General features: G+C 59.4%; 17 protein-coding genes and 1 pseudogene. 14 read left to right on the top strand and 4 right to left on the bottom strand.

Translation table 11 applies throughout. From position 1 onward, the window contains the following. The first annotated feature begins 154 nt into the window (after window positions 1-154). The 10 genes from rpoE to pdxJ all read left to right on the top strand — a co-directional run bounded on the left by rpoE (window position 155) and on the right by pdxJ (window position 8,899). Window positions 155-736, top strand: coding sequence for an RNA polymerase sigma factor RpoE (gene rpoE, locus WJM78_RS19375; protein WP_042033782.1), 582 nt, complete (start codon window positions 155-157; stop codon window positions 734-736). A gap of 22 nt (window positions 737-758) precedes the next feature. Continuing rightward, on the top strand, window positions 759-1,352 hold the full coding sequence (locus WJM78_RS19370; protein ID WP_108535565.1) for an RseA family anti-sigma factor: 594 nt from the start codon (window positions 759-761) through the stop codon (window positions 1,350-1,352). Window positions 1,353-1,373: 21 nt separating this feature from the next. After that, window positions 1,374-2,354 (top strand): MucB/RseB C-terminal domain-containing protein, encoded by a 981-nt coding sequence (locus tag WJM78_RS19365; protein WP_042033779.1) that lies wholly within the window; start codon window positions 1,374-1,376, stop codon window positions 2,352-2,354. Window positions 2,355-2,447: 93 nt separating this feature from the next. Continuing rightward, window positions 2,448-2,909 carry a SoxR reducing system RseC family protein gene (locus WJM78_RS19360; RefSeq protein WP_042033778.1) on the top strand — a complete coding sequence of 154 codons (462 nt, stop codon included), beginning with the start codon at window positions 2,448-2,450 and terminating at the stop codon, window positions 2,907-2,909. 117 nt (window positions 2,910-3,026) lie between these two features. After that, on the top strand, window positions 3,027-4,820 hold the full coding sequence (gene lepA / locus WJM78_RS19355; protein WP_339011118.1) for a translation elongation factor 4: 1,794 nt from the start codon (window positions 3,027-3,029) through the stop codon (window positions 4,818-4,820). Between the two features lie 3 nt (window positions 4,821-4,823). Beyond that, complete coding sequence (lepB, locus tag WJM78_RS19350) at window positions 4,824-5,747, top strand: signal peptidase I (RefSeq protein ID WP_339011116.1); 924 nt, start codon at window positions 4,824-4,826, stop codon at window positions 5,745-5,747. After that, complete coding sequence (rnc, locus tag WJM78_RS19345; RefSeq protein ID WP_042033775.1) at window positions 5,748-6,419, top strand: ribonuclease III; 672 nt, start codon at window positions 5,748-5,750, stop codon at window positions 6,417-6,419. A 61-nt stretch (window positions 6,420-6,480) separates the two neighbouring features. Beyond that, a complete protein-coding gene (gene era, locus WJM78_RS19340; protein WP_042033774.1) occupies window positions 6,481-7,380 on the top strand; it encodes a GTPase Era in 900 nt (299 codons plus the stop codon). Next, on the top strand, window positions 7,381-8,088 hold the full coding sequence (recO, locus tag WJM78_RS19335) for a DNA repair protein RecO (RefSeq protein WP_275929737.1): 708 nt from the start codon (window positions 7,381-7,383) through the stop codon (window positions 8,086-8,088). Between the two features lie 73 nt (window positions 8,089-8,161). Beyond that, window positions 8,162-8,899: a pyridoxine 5'-phosphate synthase gene (gene pdxJ / locus WJM78_RS19330; protein ID WP_042033771.1), complete on the top strand. Its 738-nt coding sequence runs from the start codon at window positions 8,162-8,164 to the stop codon at window positions 8,897-8,899. A gap of 126 nt (window positions 8,900-9,025) precedes the next feature. On the opposite strand, the pseudogene kbaY reads toward pdxJ, so the two are convergent. The 4 genes and pseudogenes from kbaY to barA form a co-directional block, all read right to left on the bottom strand. Beyond that, window positions 9,026-9,151, bottom strand: a pseudogene (gene kbaY, locus WJM78_RS19325) (tagatose-bisphosphate aldolase subunit KbaY); the annotation flags it as partial. A gap of 25 nt (window positions 9,152-9,176) precedes the next feature. Continuing rightward, complete coding sequence (locus WJM78_RS19320; RefSeq protein WP_422388455.1) at window positions 9,177-10,007, bottom strand: N-acetylmuramoyl-L-alanine amidase; 831 nt, start codon at window positions 10,005-10,007, stop codon at window positions 9,177-9,179. A gap of 99 nt (window positions 10,008-10,106) precedes the next feature. Continuing rightward, complete coding sequence (locus WJM78_RS19315; protein WP_042033769.1) at window positions 10,107-10,586, bottom strand: DUF1456 family protein; 480 nt, start codon at window positions 10,584-10,586, stop codon at window positions 10,107-10,109. A 131-nt stretch (window positions 10,587-10,717) separates the two neighbouring features. Continuing rightward, window positions 10,718-13,429, bottom strand: a complete 2,712-nt coding sequence (gene barA, locus WJM78_RS19310; protein ID WP_339011108.1) for a two-component sensor histidine kinase BarA — start codon at window positions 13,427-13,429, stop codon at window positions 10,718-10,720. A 153-nt stretch (window positions 13,430-13,582) separates the two neighbouring features. On the opposite strand from barA, the gene rlmD reads away from it, so the two are divergent. The 4 genes from rlmD to pyrG all read left to right on the top strand — a co-directional run bounded on the left by rlmD (window position 13,583) and on the right by pyrG (window position 20,081). Continuing rightward, entirely contained in the window at window positions 13,583-14,905 is a 1,323-nt protein-coding gene (rlmD, locus tag WJM78_RS19305) for a 23S rRNA (uracil(1939)-C(5))-methyltransferase RlmD (RefSeq protein WP_339011106.1), read from the top strand. A gap of 304 nt (window positions 14,906-15,209) precedes the next feature. After that, window positions 15,210-17,420 carry a GTP diphosphokinase gene (gene relA / locus WJM78_RS19300; protein WP_042033766.1) on the top strand — a complete coding sequence of 737 codons (2,211 nt, stop codon included), beginning with the start codon at window positions 15,210-15,212 and terminating at the stop codon, window positions 17,418-17,420. A gap of 85 nt (window positions 17,421-17,505) precedes the next feature. Then, window positions 17,506-18,303: a nucleoside triphosphate pyrophosphohydrolase gene (mazG, locus tag WJM78_RS19295; protein ID WP_339011104.1), complete on the top strand. Its 798-nt coding sequence runs from the start codon at window positions 17,506-17,508 to the stop codon at window positions 18,301-18,303. Between the two features lie 140 nt (window positions 18,304-18,443). Further along, window positions 18,444-20,081: a glutamine hydrolyzing CTP synthase gene (gene pyrG, locus WJM78_RS19290; RefSeq protein WP_042033764.1), complete on the top strand. Its 1,638-nt coding sequence runs from the start codon at window positions 18,444-18,446 to the stop codon at window positions 20,079-20,081. Window positions 20,082-20,121: the final 40 nt, after the last annotated feature.

Raw genomic sequence — 20,121 nt, 5'->3', positions numbered from 1 at the left:
GCACCATGGTAGCCCAAGCGAGGGCAGTGATGCAGCCTGCGTCACATTTTTTTCAATGCAACCGAACTTTCCCTGATTCCTCCTGTCTGAACTTGTGCGCTTAGGAAGGGCCGGAAAAGAAAAACGATAACCTGATGGGGGTTTTACGGCTCTGATGAGCGACCAGAATCTACTGGACGAACAGCTGGTTGAACGGGTCCAGCGTGGCGATAAAAATGCATTCAACCTGTTGGTAAAAAAATACCAGCATAAAGTGGTCAACCTGGTTGCCAGGTATGTCAACAATCCGGGCGATGTGCCGGATGTGGCGCAGGAGGCATTTATCAAAGCCTACCGGGCGTTGCCGACATTCCGTGGCGAGAGCGCGTTTTACACCTGGTTGTACCGAATCGCCGTGAATACGGCCAAAAATTATCTGACCTCTCAGGGGCGCAGGCCGCCCAGCAGTGATGTAGAGGCGGACGAGGCAGAATACTATGGTGGTGGCGAAGCCTTGCAAGAGGTGGCAACACCGGAAAACCTGGCGCTGACCGACGAAATCAAGCGCACAGTGTTTTCCGCCATAGAAGCTTTGCCTGAAGACTTGAGGACAGCCATCACCCTTCGTGAACTGGAAGGGCTGAGCTATGAAGAGATTGCCGAAATCATGGATTGCCCTGTCGGTACGGTGAGATCCCGTATTTTCCGGGCGAGGGAAGCAATCGATAAAAAGCTGAAACCTCTGATCGAGAATTAACTGGGGAAAGACAGGTTAACTTATGGCAACTAAAGAGCAACTCTCGGCCCTGATGGATGGTGACTTGAGCGATGTTGAGGTTCTGAGCGAGCTGGAAATGGATCCGGCATTGCAAGATACCTGGTCTCGTTACCACTTGATCGGTGATGCCATGCGGGGGGACCTGCCGGTCAATCTGCAGCTGGATTTCAGTGACAGCATCATGGCTGCACTGGAAGACGAGCCCACCATATTGGCGCCCAAGCCGGTGGAGAGCAAGCCAACAGCATCGCAGGTTCACACCGCTGCCAAAGTGGTTCCGCTGTTTCGTCGGGTCGGTCAGCAGGTGGGGCAGTATGCCATCGCCGCGTCGGTCGCCGCCGCCGTCATCTTCGGGGTGCAGCAGTATCAGGGGCATGACGGCATGCCGACCAATCCTGTGCTCAACACTATTCCTGTCGGTGGCAGTGCCTCACCGGTTAGTGTGCACTACCCCCAGGATAGCAACCGGGCGACCTCCCGCCAGCAAGGGTTGAGTGAGCAACAGATGCAGGAGCAGCGTGAGCGCATCAATGCCTTCCTGCGTGACCATCAGTTGCAACAGCGTCTGCTGCAAGACAAGCAGATTCAGGAATAACGCATTTTTAGGGAGCAGATCGTGCGCCAGTCCAGCCGTATTTTGCTGGCCTCTCTCCTGCTGATATGTGCCAAGGCCTCGGCCGACGATAAGTCGGCCGAGGCCTTGTTGCAGCAGATGCAGAGTGCCGTCTCGCAACAGAATTTCGAATTATCCATGGTCAAAGCCCGTCAGGGGCGCCTCGAACCCATACGTTTCAGTCATGGGGTGATCGATGGCAAGGAGGTGGCTCACCTGAGCTATCTGGACGGCAAGACCATAGAGTACCTGCAGCGCCAGGACGAGTTCACCTTCTTTGAAAACAGCCACGAACCTTACACCCTCAAGGGCGCCCGCTTCCCTGGTGTTTGGGCCACTCTGGTGAAGATGCCGCTGCCCCGGGTGCTGGAAAGCTATGATCCCGTGCTGGCCGGCCGCAGCCGGGTAGCCGGTCTGGTGGCACAGGTGGTCAGGCTGGTGCCCAAAGAGGCGGACAAGTATGGCTTCGTGCTCTGGGTCGATGAGCAGAGCCAGCTGTTGCTGCGGGTGGACATGGTGGATCGGGAAGGCAACTTGGTCGAGCAGGTGCTGGGCGTGGCTCTGGACAGGCAGAGTGCCCCTGCGCCCTGGCTGGTGAAGCTGGCGGGCAGCAAACTGCCCAAGGCGCTGGCGATGGAGGATGCCTACCCGGCGCCGCAGCAGACGCTGAACTGGCATCTCACCTGGTTACCGGATGGCTTCAAGGTATTGTCTCAGGACAGGCACCAGCTGGTGACCACCAGCTTGCCGGTAGATTACATGATGCTCTCCGATGGTCTGGTGGATCTTTCGGTCTATGTGGCCAGGGTCGATCCCAAGCAGGCGGTGCGCCAGCAGCTGATCCGCCAGGGGGCGACCTCGCTGGTGAGTTACGTCAACGACGTGGGGGTCGAGATCACGGTCGTGGGCGAAGTACCGGCCGAAACGGCGAAACGCATCGCTGAGTCGGTGCAACCTCTGGCCCGCAATGAGACGGTACAGTAGTCGTATTTGCACTCCCGCTTGCTCAAGCAGGGCTGCCATGTTCAGATTGGGTCAATCTGTCCCTTGTTATTGTGGAAACGGCTTGTGAGTGAAATGAGCGAAGAGCTGGCGACTGTGGTGGCCATTGATGGACAATATGCTTGGGTGGAGTGCGAACGGCGCTCCGCCTGCAGCGGTTGTCATCAACAGTCCAACTGCGGTACCGGCACGGTTGCCAAGGCGTTTCCGATGAAGCAGCAACGGCTGCGGGTTGTCCTTACCGCCGAGGTGAGCGTCGGCCAGCAAGTGAGGCTCGGCATTCCCCAGGCGAGTATCCTGCGGGGGGCCGCCTTGGTTTATGTATTGCCGCTGTTCTGTCTGCTGGCTGGCGCTCTGCTTGGCCAGCTCTGGTTGGCACCCTTGTTGGCGGGGGGGGAGGGGATCACCATCCTCAGCTGCTTGCTGGGTGGTCTCATCGGATTTTCACTGGTTCGTTACTTTTCCACGCGACTCGATCAGGGGGCATATGGCCCTCGCATGCTGGGTGTGGTACTCCATACCCGCAACCTCTCCTGACCGTGCAGGCCTGTATTTCTGGTGCTCCGTCGACTAAAGATTGGCCGTCGACCTGGTTATCCAGTAAAATCCTGCCTCCATATTCGGCCTAACCTAATTTTGAGTGATTCTTGCTCGATGAAACACATTCGTAACTTTTCGATTATTGCACACATCGACCACGGTAAATCGACCCTGTCGGACCGTCTGATCCAGACTTGCGGTGGCCTGTCCTCCCGCGAGATGCAGGCTCAGGTGCTTGACTCCATGGACCTGGAGCGCGAGCGCGGCATTACCATCAAAGCACAGAGTGTGACCCTGAACTACCAGGCACAAGACGGTAACACCTACCAGCTGAACTTTATCGACACCCCGGGCCACGTAGATTTCTCCTACGAAGTCTCCCGCTCATTGGCGGCCTGTGAAGGGGCGCTGCTGGTGGTAGATGCCGGCCAGGGGGTTGAGGCACAGACTCTGGCCAACTGCTACACCGCCATGGAAATGGAGCTGGAAGTGGTGCCGGTGCTGAACAAGATTGATTTGCCGGCCGCAGAACCCGAGCGTGTTGCCGAGGAGATCGAAGACATAGTCGGCATCGACGCCATCGATGCGGTGCGCTGCTCCGCCAAGACTGGCCTGGGTGTTGATTTCGTGCTGGAAGAGATCGTAGCGCGTATCCCGCCACCGGAAGGTGATCCGGATGCCCCGCTGCAGGCGCTGATCATCGACTCCTGGTTCGACTCCTATCTGGGCGTCGTCTCTCTGGTGCGGATCAAGAACGGCTCCCTCAAGAAGAACGACAAGATCAAGGTGATGAGCACCGGTCAGGTGTGGGGTGTCGATCGTATCGGTATCTTCACGCCCAAGCAGGTGGATACTCAGGGCTTGGGCTGTGGCGAGGTAGGTTGGGTTGTCTGCGGCATCAAAGACATCCACGGTGCCCCTGTGGGCGATACCCTGACTCAAGCCAAGAACGGCGCCGAAAAAGCGCTGGCGGGTTTCAAGAAGGTGAAGCCGCAGGTGTATGCGGGTCTGTTCCCCATCTCCAGCGATGACTACGAGTCGTTCCGTGATGCCCTCGACAAACTGTCTCTGAACGATGCCTCCCTGTTCTTTGAACCTGAGAGTTCCACCGCGTTGGGCTTTGGTTTCCGTTGCGGCTTCCTCGGCATGCTGCACATGGAGATCATTCAGGAGCGTCTGGAGCGGGAATACGATCTGGATCTCATTACTACTGCGCCGACCGTGGTCTATGAGATTGAGCTGAACAATGGCGACACCATCCATATTGACAGCCCGTCCGCCATGCCTCCGGTCAACAACATCAAGGAGATGCGTGAGCCTATCGCCGAGTGCAACATTCTGTTGCCGCAGGAGTACATGGGCAACGTCATCACCCTCTGTATCGAGAAGCGTGGCGTGCAGACCAACATGGTCTATCACGGCAACCAGGTCGCACTGACGTATGAAATCCCGATGGCGGAAGTGGTGCTCGACTTCTTCGATCGCCTGAAATCCACCAGCCGTGGTTACGCCTCGCTGGATTATGGTTTCAAGCGTTTCGAAACCTCCGAGATGGTCCGTCTGGACATCATGATCAACGGTGAGCGCGTCGATGCCCTGGCCATCATCACCCACAAGGAGAACGCCCAGTATCGCGGTCGCCAGGTGGTGGAGAAGATGCGTGAGCTGATCCCGCGCCAGATGTTTGATATCGCCATTCAGGCTTCTATCGGCAACCAGATCATTGCCCGCAGCACGGTCAAGGCGCTGCGCAAGGACGTGACTGCCAAGTGCTACGGCGGTGACGTGAGTCGGAAGAAGAAGCTGCTGAACAAGCAGAAAGAAGGCAAGAAGCGGATGAAGTCCCTGGGCCGTGTCGACGTGCCGCAGGAGGCTTTCCTCGCAATTCTCCATGTAGGAAAGGATTAATCGATGGCAAGCACGTTTTCCCTGATCTTGGTGGTGGTCTGCGCGATCACCGGTGTTATCTGGTGTCTGGACAAGATGATCTGGTCCAAGCAGCGGGCCGCCAAGATTGCCATGGCCCGTGCCCATGGCGGCGCCCATCTGGATGAGAAAACCCTGGCCAAGGTTGCCCCCGTGCCGGTCTGGATCGAACAGACCGCCGGTGTCTTCCCGGTCATCACGCTCGTGCTCATTCTGCGTTCGTTCATCTTTGAACCGTTTCAGATTCCGTCTGGCTCCATGATGCCCACCCTGCTGGTGGGCGACTTCATCCTAGTACAGAAGTTTGCCTACGGTCTGCGGGATCCGGTGACCAACACCAAGTTCCTCGAGACTGGCGAACCCAAACGTGGCGATGTGGTGGTGTTCAAGTATCCGCTGGATACCCGGGTGGACTACATCAAGCGAGTGGTCGGCATGCCGGGTGACAGGGTCATCTATCGCGACAAGGAGCTGATGATCCGGCCGAAGTGCGAGGAGCAGGAAGGGAAAACGTGCCCGGGCTTTGAGAAGGTCGACGCCAAGTTTGAACAAAGGGGTGAATTTACCCAGATGGGGATCCCGCTTGACCGCTATACCGAGCAACTGGGTGAGGTGTCCCACGGGACTCTTCGCAACCCGCTGATGCCCGATATGGTCGACCGTTATTATCGCCAGCCCGGCACTTACCCCGACGAGTGGGTCGTGCCGGAAGGTCAGTACTTCGTGATGGGTGATAACCGTGACAACAGTACCGACAGCCGTTTCTGGGGGTTTGTGCCCGAAAGGAACCTGGTCGGCAAGGCGGTCGCTATCTGGATAAGTTTTGAATTCGAGCGTGAAGAAGGCTCCCTGCTGCCAAGTTGGGTACCGACAGGTGTGCGCTTCAACCGCATTGGCGGAATCAAGTAAATGAATATCAAAATGAACAGACTGCAGTCCCGTCTCGGGCATGTCTTTCACGATCAGGAACTGTTGACCCGGGCGCTGACTCACCGTAGCGCCGGTTCCCGTCACAATGAGCGACTGGAATTTTTGGGAGACTCCATTTTGAGTCTGGTGATTGCCGATGCTCTGTTCCACCGCTTCCCGCAAGCGGCGGAAGGGGACCTCAGCCGGATGCGTGCCACCCTGGTGCGCGAGAAGACCCTGGCCGAACTGGGCCGGGAGTTTGACCTCGGGGATCACTTGATCCTCGGGCCTGGCGAACTCAAGAGCGGCGGTTTCCGTCGCGAATCCATTCTGGCCGACACGGTCGAGGCGGTGATTGGCGCCGTCTATCTGGATACTGATCTTGAGGGGGTGCGGGTGCTGCTGCTGAGCTGGTATGCCAGCCGTCTGGACGAGATACGCCCAGGCATAGAGCAGAAGGATCCCAAGACCCGCTTGCAAGAAATTTTGCAGGGAAGCCGTAAATCCCTGCCGACCTACACAGTGACCAACGTCAAGGGCGAGGCCCACAACCAGGAGTTCACCGTCCAGTGCGACGTGGAAGGCCTGGATGGTCCGCTGGTCGGTGTCGGCACCAGTCGTCGCAAGGCAGAACAGGCTGCGGCGCAGCAAGCATTGGAAAGATTGTCGTGACAGCTACTGCTGATCCAAGAAGACGCGGTCTTTCAACACAACAGGCATTGGAAAAACTGTCATGACAGATACCACTTATTGCGGCTTTGTCGCTATCGTGGGCCGTCCCAACGTGGGCAAGTCCACCCTGCTCAACAAGCTGCTCGGCCAGAAGGTCAGCATTACCTCGAAGAAACCCCAGACCACCCGTCACCGGATCCTGGGGATCGACACCGAGGAGAACCATCAGACCATCTATGTGGATACCCCGGGTCTGCACATCGAAGAGAAGCGGGCCATCAACCGTCTGATGAACCGCGCCGCCACCAGTTCGCTGGGGGACGTGGCCATGGTAGTGTTCGTGGTCGACGGTACTCACTGGACCAAGGATGACGAGATGGTGCTCGGCAAGTTGCGCCATCTGCCTTGTCCCGTGGTGCTGGCGGTCAACAAGATCGACAACGTCAAGGACAAGGAAGACCTGTTGCCCCACCTGGAGTGGCTGGGCCAGCAGATGAAGTTCTCCCATATCCTGCCCATCAGCGCCGAGAAGGGCACCAACGTGGAGAAGATCCGCGAGTGGTCCAAGGATCTGCTGCCGGAGAACAACTTCTTCTTCCCGGAAGATTACGTGACCGACCGTTCTTCCCGCTTCATGGCCTCCGAGATCATCCGCGAGAAACTGATGCGTTTCACCGGTGAGGAGCTGCCTTACTCTGTGACCGTGGAGATCGAGCGCTTCAAGGTGGAAGAGAGCGGCATCTATCACATCAACGCCCTGATCTTGGTGGAGCGTGATGGCCAGAAGAAGATGGTCATCGGCAACAAGGGTGAGAAGATCAAGACCATAGGCACAGAGGCACGCATCGACATGGAACGCCTGTTCCAGAACAAGGTGTTCCTTGAGCTGTGGGTCAAGGTCAAGGCGGGCTGGGCCGATGACGAGCGCGCCCTGCGCAGTCTCGGCTATGGCGATGACTGATTGCTGAGTCCAGCCTTCGTCATCCACAGTCGGCCCTATCGGGAGACCAGTCAGCTGGTCGAGGTGTTTACCCAGGATAGTGGCCGATTTACCCTGGTGGCTCGCGGTTCTCGCGGGCCACGCTCCCCTCTGAAGGGGTTGCTTCAACCTTTTTCCCTGCTCACCATCAGCTGGCGTGGCAAGGGCGATCTCAAGAACCTCGCCCAGGTCGAATGTCCGGATCACTCATTGCGACTCGGTGGCGATCGTCTCTTCTACGGTCTCTACCTCAATGAGCTGGTCTACTACCTGCTGGAAGCCCATACCCCCTTTCCCGAGGTGTTTGACGCCTATGCCCGTGCCCTGATGGCGCTGGCGGATGGCGAGACGCCCGAGTTGCCGCTGCGCCGTTTCGAGTTCCTGCTGTTGCAGGCGCTTGGCTATGCGGTGGACTTCGAATACGCCGCCGACGACGAGTCCGCGATCCAGCCCGAGCTGCTCTACGGCTTCGAGCGCGAATTGGGCTTTGTCGCTTGCGAGCGGGCGCCGGATCCCCGTACCCTGTTCCTCGGTGCCCACCTGCTGGCCTTCGCCGAGGGACGTTTCGATACCCCTCCCTTGCTGCAGGCGGCCAAACGTTTCAGCCGACTGGCGCTGCAACCCTATCTGGGTAAGCGTCAGTTAAAGAGCCGGGAGCTGTTTTTAAAGCGCAAAGCCAGCACACGGTGACATATGGATATCTGCGCTGGCGCCAAGGCGGCAGCCGCACAGTTAACAGATGAAGTGTTTCAAGGAGTCATCAATGAGCGAAATCTATCTGGGTGTGAACATCGATCATATCGCCACCCTGCGTAATGCCCGTGGCACCCAGTATCCGGATCCGGTGCAGGCCGCCTTCGTGGCCGAGCAGGCCGGTGCCGATGGCATTACTGTCCACCTGCGGGAAGACCGTCGCCACATCACGGACCGTGATGTCGAGGTGTTGCGCCAGACCATACAGACCAGGATGAACCTGGAGATGGCGGTGACCGAGGAGATGATTGGCATCGCCTGTCGCATCAAGCCTCACTTCGTCTGCCTGGTGCCGGAGAAGCGTACCGAGGTGACCACAGAGGGTGGTCTGGATGTGGCCGGTCAGCTCGACAAAATAATGGATGCGGTGACGCGCCTCTCGGCCGTCGGCGCCCAGGTGTCGCTGTTCATCGATGCCGACCCGCACCAGATCGACGCGGCGGCCGACAGTGGCGCTCCCTTCATCGAGATCCACACCGGCCGTTACGCCGATGCCACCACGGATGCCGAGCGCAACGCCGAGTTCAAGCGCATTGCCGCCGGCGCCTCCTATGCTGCCGGCAAGGGGCTCAAGGTCAATGCTGGCCATGGTCTGCACTACCACAACGTCAAGGCCATCGCCGCTATCCCCGAGCTCTATGAGCTCAACATCGGCCACGCCATCATAGGCCGTGCTGCCTTCGACGGTCTGAGCAAGGCGGTGAGCGACATGCGCCTGCTGATGCAGGAAGCCCGTCAGGGGATCTGACCGCCCGGCGGTGTTGCACACCGCGAGAGACGAACAAACAGGGACGCCATGGCGTCCCTTTTGATTGCAAAGCGGAACAGGTGCAGGGGGCGGTGTCAGCCAGACGTGCGCGTCACCCCGTGATGATCAGAGTCTGCCGCCGCTCATGCACATGCGGATCTTGGCGGCGAGCACTTCCTCCATAGCGGGCACCAGATACTGGCGCTGATCGCTCGCATCCGGGTGGGCGGCGAGGAAGGCCTGTATGGCATCCCTCTTTCATTGTCAGCAGATGCGCTCAGCCAGGCTCGGGGAAGTAACGTTCCAGCAGGGCGGTGAGGATGGCCTGGCTCTGCTCGTCGGGCTCGCCGCTGACCAGGGCGGGACGGAAATGGAGCTGGAAGGCGCGCAGGGTGGCGCGGCTCTGTTCATCCCAGGCGCCGCTTGGGGCGACCCCATAGCCGTAACGGGCGAGTTGCTGCTGCCAGGTGAGGGCATTCCAGGCGGGGGCCGGTTGTTGGCGCAGGGCCGTGACTCTGGCCTCGTCGGGCCAGGCGCCGACCCCGTAGTGCAGGGCGAGCTCGCGCCAGGGGAAGTGGGGGCCGGGATCCTGCTTGCGCTCGGGGGCAACATCGCTGTGGGCCAGCACCTGGGTTGGCGGTATCCGGTAGCGTTGCACCAGCTTCTGAGTCAGGGCGCCGATGGCGGCGATCTGCGCCTGGGTGTAAGGCTGCCAGCGCCGCAGGTGGGCGGGTAGCAGCTCATCTTCCGGCGGATAGCCCAGGTTGACGATTTCGATGCCGAGGGAGCTGGCGTTGAGCCCCGCATACTGGTGCCAGCGACTGCGACCCGCATGCCAGGCGCGCTGGCTGTCGGGCACCAGCTGGTAGACGGGCAGCGGCGTCTGATCCGTGTCGCGGGGGATCAGGTAGTGGGCGCTCACCTGATGGGCCGCCTCGGTCAGCAGGCGCAGGGAGTGGGCGTCGTCCTCATCCGTGTAGTGCAGGATCAGGAAGGCGATGCGTTCATTCTGGCTGGCGCTGGGATAACGGGAAGAGAGCTGATAGGGGGCAGGCTGGCAGGCGCTCAGCAGCAGTATGAGGCAGAGTGACCATAGCTGCAGCCACATGGCCCTGTTCGGGCTCGGCTTGAGAAGGCACGACGGCCAGCGTCGCTCACTGGCCAGCGAGAGGCGGGCTGACAGTGAGCGGATACGCTGGCCCATGACTCAGGCGCGGTACTTGGCGGTGAGGCCGATGAGGAAGTTGCGCAGGATCTGATCCCCGCAATCCTGGTAGTGCTTGTGATCCTTGGCGCGGAAAAGGGCACTCAGTTCGGACTTGGAGAGGTTGAAGTCGGCGAGCTTGAGGGTGCCGAGCATGTCCTCTTCCTTGTAGTTGAGGCCGATGCGCAGCTTGCGCAGTATCATGTTGTTGTTGATCCGGTTCGGGATCACCTGGGCCGGGGCATCTTCCCGCACACCGCGGCGCGCTATGATGAAGCCGTCGAGGAATTGGCTCAGGGCCGCATCGGGACAGGCGACATAGCCTGCTTCTTGCTCTTCCCCTTCAGCCGCTTCTTTCATCAGCCAGCTGTGCAGCTGGGCGTGAGTGACCGTCAGGTTGCCTTTGGCAAACATCTCGACCATCTGATCGTTACTGATGGTGAGGGCGTAGCGCAGACGGCGCAGAATATCGTTGTTGGTCATGTTGACTCCTGTAGAAACGGCGCAACTTTATCATCTGGCGCGCCCCGCGTCAGAAAAAGCGGGGTTGGCCCTGGCAGGAGAAGGGGGCTAGGGGTTGCTGCCAATGGCGAGCCGCCCTGCATCCCGCTCATTCAGGCGAGGTAGTCTGGCGCCTCCTGGCGCACCTGCTCCATCGCATCCTGCAATTCCAGCAATTCGGGTTCCAGCTCGCTGACCGGCACTCCGTCGCGTAGCTGCTGCTCCAGCTGGGAGAGCAGCCGTTGCAGACCAGGCACCCCGGAATAGGCGCAGCCACCGTTGAGGCGATGCAGCTGGGCCAGCACCTCGGCATCCTCCACCTGACCGTTAAGGGCTGCCTCCAGCACGGGATCCACCTCGTCGAAACTGGCCATCAGCATGGTCAGCATCTCTTTGGCGAGATCCGGCTTGCCGGCGGCCTGGCGCACCGCCAGGGGCCAGTCTATCTGCTGGTCTGCGTGGTTCTGGTGGCGACGATGGGCGAAGTCGGTGATGAGCTGGGCCAGCATGCTCTCGTCGATGGGCTTGGCCAGATAGTCATCCATCCCTTGCCTGATCAACCTTTCCCGCTCGCCGGGAATGGCGTGGGCGGTCACCGCCACGATCGGCGTCTCGGTATTGAGGGACTGGCTGCGGATCGCCTGGGTGGCGCTGATGCCATCCATGATCGGCATCTGTATATCCATGAAGATGATATCGAATGGCTGGTTCTGGGCCAGTCTGACTGCTTCCTTGCCATTCTTGCAGACCACCACCTGGCTCACCATCTCCTTGAGCATGGCGGCGATCAGCTTGAGGTTGGCCGCATTGTCGTCCACCGCCAGCACCTTGATCGCCTGCACGCTGCGCGGGGTGGGGGCAGGCAGCGGCGCGCTTTTGGCTGGCTCGGGGGAGAGCAGGGCGTGCAGCAGCTTGCGGTGGTTCGTGGGTTTGGAGAGGCAGTGCTGGGCGCCATGGGCCAGCATGGCGTCATAGAGTGAGGGCTCGTGGCTGCTGAGCAGCACTATGGTGTTCTGCTGGCCGTCCAGCCCGTCGAGGCGGGCGATCACCTGCTGTGGGGTGTGCAGTGTGCTGCTGCCGATGATCACCATGTCCTGGTTGCTCATTTCGGGCCAGATGGTGTCGATGGCGAGCGACTGCACATCCAGCTGCCACTCCGCCAGCAGGGCGCAGAGGGAGGAGTGGCTGAAGGGGTCCGGCTCCAGCAGCCAGACCCGTTTGCCCTGGATACGATCCAGCGGCAGCTTGTCGGTCTGGGGTAGGGGAGATACGTCGATGTCCAGGCTGAAGGAGAAGACGGAGCCTTTGCCAAACTCGGATTCGAAACGGATCTGCCCCCCCATCTGCTGCACCAGCTTCTGGGTGATGACCAGACCCAGGCCAGTGCCGCCATAGCGACGCGAGATGGAGGAGTCGGCCTGGTTGAAGGCCTGAAACAGCTGGCGTTGCTGCTCTTCCGAGATACCGATGCCGGTATCGCGGATCAGCACGTTGAGCCGCACCTTGTTGCCGTTGCTGGACCCGGTCTGCTCGATGCGCACGTCCACGTTGCCGCGCTCGGTGAACTTGATGGCGTTGCCGGTGAGGTTGGTCAGCACCTGCTGCAGGCGCATGGGGTCGCCGGTGAGGTAGTCCGGCACCTCGGCATCCACCTGCAGGGAGAGTTCGAGTTGTTTGTCGTGGGCGCTGGGACCGAGCAGGTGCATGGTCTCGTTGAGGGTGTCGCGCAGGCTGAACGGGATATGTTCCAGCTGCAGCTTACCCGCCTCCAGTTTGGAGAAGTCGAGAATGTCGTTGATGATGCCGAGCAGGTTGCGGGCCGACTTTTCTATGGTCTGCATGTAGTCGGTCTGGCTCGGGGTCAGCGGCGTCTTGAGCAGCTGGCGGGTGAAGCCGATGACGCCGTTGAGCGGGGTACGCAGCTCGTGGGACATGTTGGCCAGGAACTCGGACTTGACCCGCGCCGCCTCCTGCGCCCGTTTCTTCGCCATGTCGAGCTCGACGTTCTGGATCTCTATTTGTTCAAGTGTCTCCCGCAGATCCGAGGTCGCCTGATCGATGTTCTGCTGCATCTCCTCGTGATATTCCGAGAGCGCCTTGGCCATGGCGTTGATGCCGTTTTTCAGCATGTCCAGCTCGCCGGTGAGCTGGCCGCTGACCCGGGTGTCGAGTCGCCCCTCCCTGATCTTGTGCACCGCTTGCACCATGTCGGTGATGGGCTGGGTCACGCTCTTGACCAGCCTAAAGCCAAACAGGGTGCTGAAGGCGACCCCGATGAGCACCACGATCACCGCAAAGAAGGTATCGCGATACTGCAGTATCATGGCCCTGTCGGTGGTCATCTGCATGGAGATATAGCCGATCATGGGCGGTTCCACATCGCTGGGCAGCGGGAAGCCATCCATGCTGGTCTCGGCCTGGATCGGGGTGCGCAATATGATGTCGTCACCGTACAGGGTGACGCTGGTCAGCTCGGGGATCTTGCTGCCATCGGGCAGCCGCAGCCGGGTGAAGTCCCTGTGATAGTTGGACGTCACGAACAGCTGGTTGTCCTGGGTGAAGACGGCGATGGACTTGATGAACGGTGAGTTTTTGCGGTGGGTCAGGCCAATCAGCCGCTTGAGCGATTCCCGGCTGTGCTGGGTCATGCCGTATTCACTGGCAATGGCCAGCGGCTCTATGATGTTGATGCCCTGATCGATCAGGTTGTTTTCCAGCTGTTGGTAGCGGTGGAAGGTAAAATAACCGGCCATCAGGCCGCCAATGATCAGGGTCGGCAATATGGTAAAGGCCAGCACACGGGCTCGAAGGCCGTACTTGGTCATGGGAATGATCCCCCGATGAGCAGGGTGGGCAAGAGGGTACACGACAGTGGGCGGGCCCGCAGGCCGGATTTGGTCATACTATTATTCTTGTGGGACAATAGCCTGCTGCAGATTCCACAATCATGACATAGCCACCTATAGGCACCAAGTTTTATGGCCCAGTTTTTCAAACCCCAAAAGAAATCCACCCAGCCCCAACGTATTGAATTTACGGTAGACAGCCTGGATCACCACTGCGTCGGTATCGGCCGTCATCAGGGCAAGGCGATCTTCATCGAAGGGGGGCTGCCCGGTGAGCAGGTCAAGGCCCGCATCCTCGAAGACAAGAAGCAGTATGCCCATGCCGCTTTGCAACAGGTAGTGACCCCGGCCGCCAATCGCATCGCCCCCTTCTGCGGCCACTACCGCGAGTGTGGCGGTTGCAATGCCCAGCATCTTGGCGAGGCGGATCAGCAGGCCACCAAAGAGGCCGGGCTGGTCAGCCTGTTCGAGCGATTGGGGCAGATCAAGGCGCCAGTGCTGGAGCCCGTGTTGACAGGGGAGTCTCGTGCCTACCGCCGGGTCTGCCGGCTGGCCATCAAGTTTGACAAGAATGGCCGCTGCACCCGGGTCGGTTTTCGTCGTCGCCAATCCAATGACCTGGTGGAGATTGAGGGGTGTCCCGTGCTGGCCGAGCCGCTCTCTACGCTCATAGCGCCGCTGCGCGAGTGCCTCAATCGCCTCAAGAGCCAGCGTGAGCTGGGCCATGCCGAACTCATTCAGGCCGAGCAGGGGATCATGATGCTGCTGCGCCATACGGGTCGCCCCAACGAGGCGGATCTCGCCCTGCTGGTGGCGTTTGCGAAGGCACAGGGGATAGACCTCTATCTGCAGGCTGCCGATGAACGCATCGAGCCGTTGCACCACGTATTCCAGCCATCCTACTCACTTGATGGCCTGTCTCTTGCATTTGCTCCCGGTGACTTCATTCAGGTCAATGGCCCCATCAACCAGCGCATGGTGACCCAGGCGTTGGCATGGCTCGGGGCAAGCAAGGATGACAAGGTGCTGGATCTGTTCTGCGGCATCGGCAACTTCACCCTGCCACTGGCCCGTCAGGCCCGCGAAGTAGTGGGAGTGGAAGGGGATCTGGCCATGGTGGCCCGCGCCGAGGAGAACGCCCGTCGCAACGGCATCGACAACGCCCGTTTCTACAAGGCGGACTTGAGCGGTGACATAGTCGGCATGTCCTGGGCACGGGAAGGGTTCGATCTGGTATTGCTGGATCCAGCCCGCCCCGGTGCGCTGGAGGTGATGGGTCACGTCGTGAAACTTTCACCCAAGCGAGTGGTCTACGTTTCCTGTAACCCGGTCACCCTGGCCCGTGACAGTCGGGTGCTGGTGAAAGGGGGCTACCGACTGGTGCGTCTGGGGATGCTCGACATGTTCCCCCACACGGGTCACCTGGAGTCCATGGCCCTGTTTGAGCGGGAGTAAACGAGGTCATTCACGGCCTAACCAAGGGTGAAGGAACTCAGTCATCCTACCCCTTGGTCTGACGTGTTGGGGGGCGGATATGTTCTTTTAATCCGGTATATCCGGAGTCCGTTAGGCTGTTGGAGCCTGAGTGATTGGGGTAATCTAGCCCCTCGTAAATCGGCTGGGCCTGTTGGAGAACTCTATTGTCTTTATTGACAATATGCCTTGAAAAGTTCTCCAGATATCCCCATCTGAGGCAGTCTCATCAGGTGAGGGGGAGGAAGCGGCAGCTTTCGGCCCAATAATTTAAAGGATTGATACCATGGTTGCGGTTCGCGATATTCATTTGAAAGACAACTTCACCCTGGAAGAGTGGGTCAGCTCGCTCACCCTGAGTGACAGTGACAAGGATCAGTTGCGAACCGTCTATCAGTATTGTCTGACGCTTGGTGACGAGGCGCTCACCAACCGTCTGCTGGTGCGTGGTGTCGAGATGGCGGGCATTCTGCTGATGCTCAGCATGGATCTCGGCACTCTCAAGGCTGCCATCATCTACCCCTTCGTCGAAGCCGGCCTCATCAGCCAGGAGCGGATGGACGAAGACTTCGGCCCCAAGATCGCCAAGCTGGTGGAAGGGGTGCTGGAGATGGAGGCCATCCGCTCCCTGCAGACCTTGCACCGCAGCGAGACTTCGCCGGAGCAGGTCGACAACGTGCGGCGCATGCTGCTCGCCATGGTCGAGGATGTGCGCGCCGTGGTCATCAAGCTGGCGGAGCGTATCGCCTGTCTGCGGGAAGCCAAGAAGGCGGATGAAGAGACCCGGGTGCTGATGGCCCAGGAGATCACCAACATCTATGCGCCGCTTGCCAACCGGCTCGGCATTGGTCAGCTCAAATGGGAGCTGGAAGATCTCGCCTTCCGTTACCTGCACCCGGATACCTACAAGCAGATTGCCAAACAGCTCGACGAGAAGCGCCTCGATCGGGAGCGCTACATCCGCGAGTTCGTGCAGTCCCTGCGCGACGGGCTCAAAGAGGCCGGGGTGGAGGCGGAAGTGTATGGCCGCCCGAAACACATCTACAGCATCTGGCGCAAGATGCAGAAGAAGCACCTCGAATTCAACGAGTTGTTCGACGTGCGTGCGGTGAGGGTGGTGACCAAGCGGCTGCAGGATTGCTACGCGGCGCTCGGCATAGTCCATACCCATTTCCACCATATTCCCCGCGAGTTTGACGATTATGTCGCCAACCCGAAACCCAATGGTTACCAGTCCATCCACACTGTCGTGGTGGGGCCCGAGGGCAAGACGGTAGAGATCCAGATCCGTACCGACCAGATGCATCAGGATGCCGAGCTTGGCGTGGCTGCTCACTGGCGTTACAAGGAAGGGGCTCAGGCCGCCAACAAGGCCAACAACTTTGAAGACAAGATCGAGTGGCTGCGCAAGCTGCTCGCCTGGCAGGAGGATCTCTCCGAAAGCGGCTCCCTGCTCGAGGATCTGCGCAGTCAGGTGTTCGAAGACAGGGTCTATGTGTTTACCCCGAAAGGGGATGTCATTGATCTGCCGGCGGGGGCCACCCCGCTCGACTTCGCCTATCACGTGCACAGCATGATCGGCCACCGCTGCATCGGCGCCAAGATTGATGGGCGCATAGTGCCGTTCACCTATGCGCTGCAGACCGGCGACCAGGTGGAGGTGATCACCCAGAAGGAGCCGAACCCGAGCCGCGACTGGATGAACCCCAACTCGGGTTTCCTGCGCTCCAGCCGGGCGCGGGCCAAGGTGGCCACCTGGTTCAGAAAGCTGGATCGGGACAAAAACATAGCCGCCGGCAAGGAACTGCTGGAGAAGGAGCTGGACAGGCATAACCTGACCCTCTCCAAGGTGGACAAGGTGGTTCTTGAGCGTTTCCACGCCGAGGAGCTGGAAGACCTGCTGGCCGGTATCGGCAGCGGCGATATCCGCATCAACCAGTTGCTCAACTATCTGGACACCCGTTACAACAAGCTGACGGCGGAGGAAGAAGATCGCCGTGTGCTGGAAAAACTGGAGCAGAAGGCCAATACCCCGTTCCGGCCCAAGCCCAAGGATCACATAGTCGTGGAAGGGGTCGGCAATCTGATGACCCATATCGCCCGCTGCTGCCAGCCTATCCCCGGTGACACCATTCAGGGGTTCATCACCATGGGGCGCGGGGTGTCTATCCACAGGGATGATTGCGAGCAGCTCAAGGAGCTCTCTCGTCGTAACCCGGAGCGGTTGATCGACGCCGTATGGGGGGAGAATTACTCCGGTGGTTATGGCCTCACCATCCGCATTCTCTCCAACGATCGCTCGGGTCTGCTGCGAGACATCACCACAGTGCTGGCCAACGAGAAGATAAACGTAATGGGAGTGCGTTCGCGCTCCAACGTGCGCGAGCAGACTGCCGAGATCGACATGGAGCTGGAGATCTACAACATCAACGCCTTCAACCGGGCGTTGGCCAAGCTCAGCCAGCTCAATGACGTGATCAGCGCCAAGCGCCTCTGATTGTCATCAAGAACCAACCCGTGACCGACCGCTAGGTCGGTCACTGTTTTCCCCCTGTGGTACGAATCAAAAAGCGAATCATCCCATGCCCCCACGTTACGACCTGCCCCAACTGCTCGATATCATGTCTCGCCTGCGTGACCCGCAACGGGGTTGCCCCTGGGATCTCAAGCAGAGCTTTCAGACCATAGTGCCGCACACCCTGGAAGAGGCCTATGAGGTCGCCGATGCCATCGAAACCAGTGATTGGCAGGGATTGAAGGGGGAGCTCGGCGATTTGCTGTTCCAGGTGGTGTTTTACGCCCAGCTGGGCAAGGAGCAGGGGCTGTTCGATTTCGCCGATATCGTGGATGCGGTGAGCGAAAAGCTCATTCGCCGCCACCCCCATGTGTTTTCCGATGCAGATCTCGGTGACGAGCAGGCGGTGAAGGTGAACTGGGAGGCCGAAAAGGCCAAAGAGCGGGCTGCGCTGGATCAGCAGAGTGTGCTGGATGACATACCGCTCTCGCTGCCAGCCCTTACCCGTTCGGCCAAGATCCAGAAGCGCTGTGCCACGGTTGGTTTCGACTGGAAGACGCTGGGACCTGTGGTAGACAAGATCCACGAAGAGATCGACGAGGTAATGGAAGAGGCGCTGATGGCTGATGTGGACGAAGCGCGGGTGAGCGATGAGCTCGGCGATCTCTTGTTTGCTACCGTCAACCTGGTACGGCATCTTGGCAAGGATCCGGAGCAGGTGTTGCGGGGTGCCAATACCAAGTTCGAACGTCGCTTTCGTCAGGTTGAGCAGTTTATCGCCGCGGAAGGGCTGAAAATGACCGATTGTTCACTGGAAAAGCTGGACGCAGCCTGGGACAAGGCCAAGGAAACCGAACAAAGTTGATTTGGCGCAAGATGAGGGGGCGGGGAGCCTGATAGATTTTTGTTCATTGTTTGGGAGAGGGGGTTTTGGTATACTGTTTCCCCGTCCTGCTTCATCCCCGAAGCACCCCTTAAATTCCCTAAACTTCTTTCAGGTTCAGCATGACGACAAAATATATTTTTGTAACTGGTGGCGTTGTTTCATCCCTCGGCAAAGGCATTGCCGCAGCTTCTCTGGCAGCCATTCTGGAAGCCCGTGGTCTGGATGTGACCATCATGAAACTGGACCCCTATATCAACGTGGATCCGGGCACCATGAGCCCGACCCAGCACGGTGAAGTGTTCGTAACCGAGGACGGGGCCGAAACCGATCTGGATCTGGGCCACTATGAGCGTTTCATCCGCACCAAGATGACTCGCCGCAACAACTTTACCACTGGTCGCATCTACGCCGACGTGCTGCGCAAAGAGCGCCGTGGCGACTATCTTGGTGCCACCATTCAGGTCATCCCGCACATCACTAACGCCATCAAGGAGCGGGTGATTGCCGGTGCCGAAGGTCATCAGGTGGCCATCGTCGAAGTGGGCGGTACCGTGGGCGATATCGAGTCCCTGCCGTTCCTTGAGGCCATTCGTCAGCTGGCTGCCGAAGTGGGTCGCAACAGCGCCATGTTCATGCACCTGACCCTGGTGCCTTACCTGGCCGCTGCCGGTGAAGTGAAGACCAAGCCGACCCAGCATTCCGTGAAAGAGCTGCTCTCTATCGGTATCCAGCCGGATGTGCTGATCTGCCGCTCCGACCGCGCCATTCCGGCCAATGAGCGTGCCAAGATTGCCCTGTTCTGCAACGTGCCCGAGCGCGCCGTCATCTCCATGAAAGACGTCGACTCCATCTACAAGATCCCGGCTCTGCTCAAGTCCCAGAATCTGGACTCCTATTTCACCGAGCGTTTCGGTCTGGAGTGCAAGGAGGCTGACCTGTCCGAGTGGGAGCAGGTGGTCTTCGAAGAGGCCAACCCGACTGCGGAAGTGACCATCGGTATGGTCGGCAAGTATGTCTCCCTGCCGGATGCCTACAAGTCCGTCAACGAGGCGCTCAAGCACGGTGGTCTCAAGACCCGTCTCTCCGTCACCATCAAGTACATCGACTCCCAGGACATCGAGACCCGTGGCGCCGAGCTGCTGGAAGGCCTGGATGCGATCCTGGTACCAGGTGGATTCGGTGAGCGCGGCGTGGAAGGCAAGATCCAGGCGGCCCAGTATGCCCGTGAGAACAAGATCCCTTATCTGGGTATTTGCCTCGGCATGCAGGTTGCCATGATCGAATTTGCACGCAACGTGGCGGGCATGACAGGGGCTCACTCCTCCGAATTCAAGAAAGATTGCGCCTATCCGGTCGTCGGTCTCATCACCGAGTGGGTGGATGACGAAGGCAACGTCGAGACTCGTACCGAGAAGTCCGATCTGGGCGGCACCATGCGTCTGGGCTCCCAGCTCTGCCACCTGGTCGACGATTCCAAGGTGCGTCAGATGTACGGCAGCCCTACCATTTACGAGCGTCACCGTCATCGTTACGAAGTGAACAACAAGCTGCTGCCGCAGATTGAAGCGGCAGGTCTGAAAGTGACCGGCCTCTCCGCCGACAAGAAACTGGTGGAAATCATCGAGATCCCGGATCACCCCTGGTTCGTGGCGGCGCAGTTCCACCCGGAGTTCACCTCGACTCCCCGTGATGGCCACGCCCTGTTCGCCGGTTTTGTGAAGGCGGCAGGCGAGTATCAGAAGCGTAATCTGAAGTAATTTAAAATAAATGCGGTTGAGGCTCTGTGCCACAGCCGCT

The organism is Aeromonas popoffii (assembly GCF_037818705.1).
Taxonomy (GTDB): Bacteria; Pseudomonadota; Gammaproteobacteria; order Enterobacterales; family Aeromonadaceae; genus Aeromonas; species Aeromonas popoffii.
This window is presented reverse-complemented; position numbering and strand designations above follow the sequence as displayed.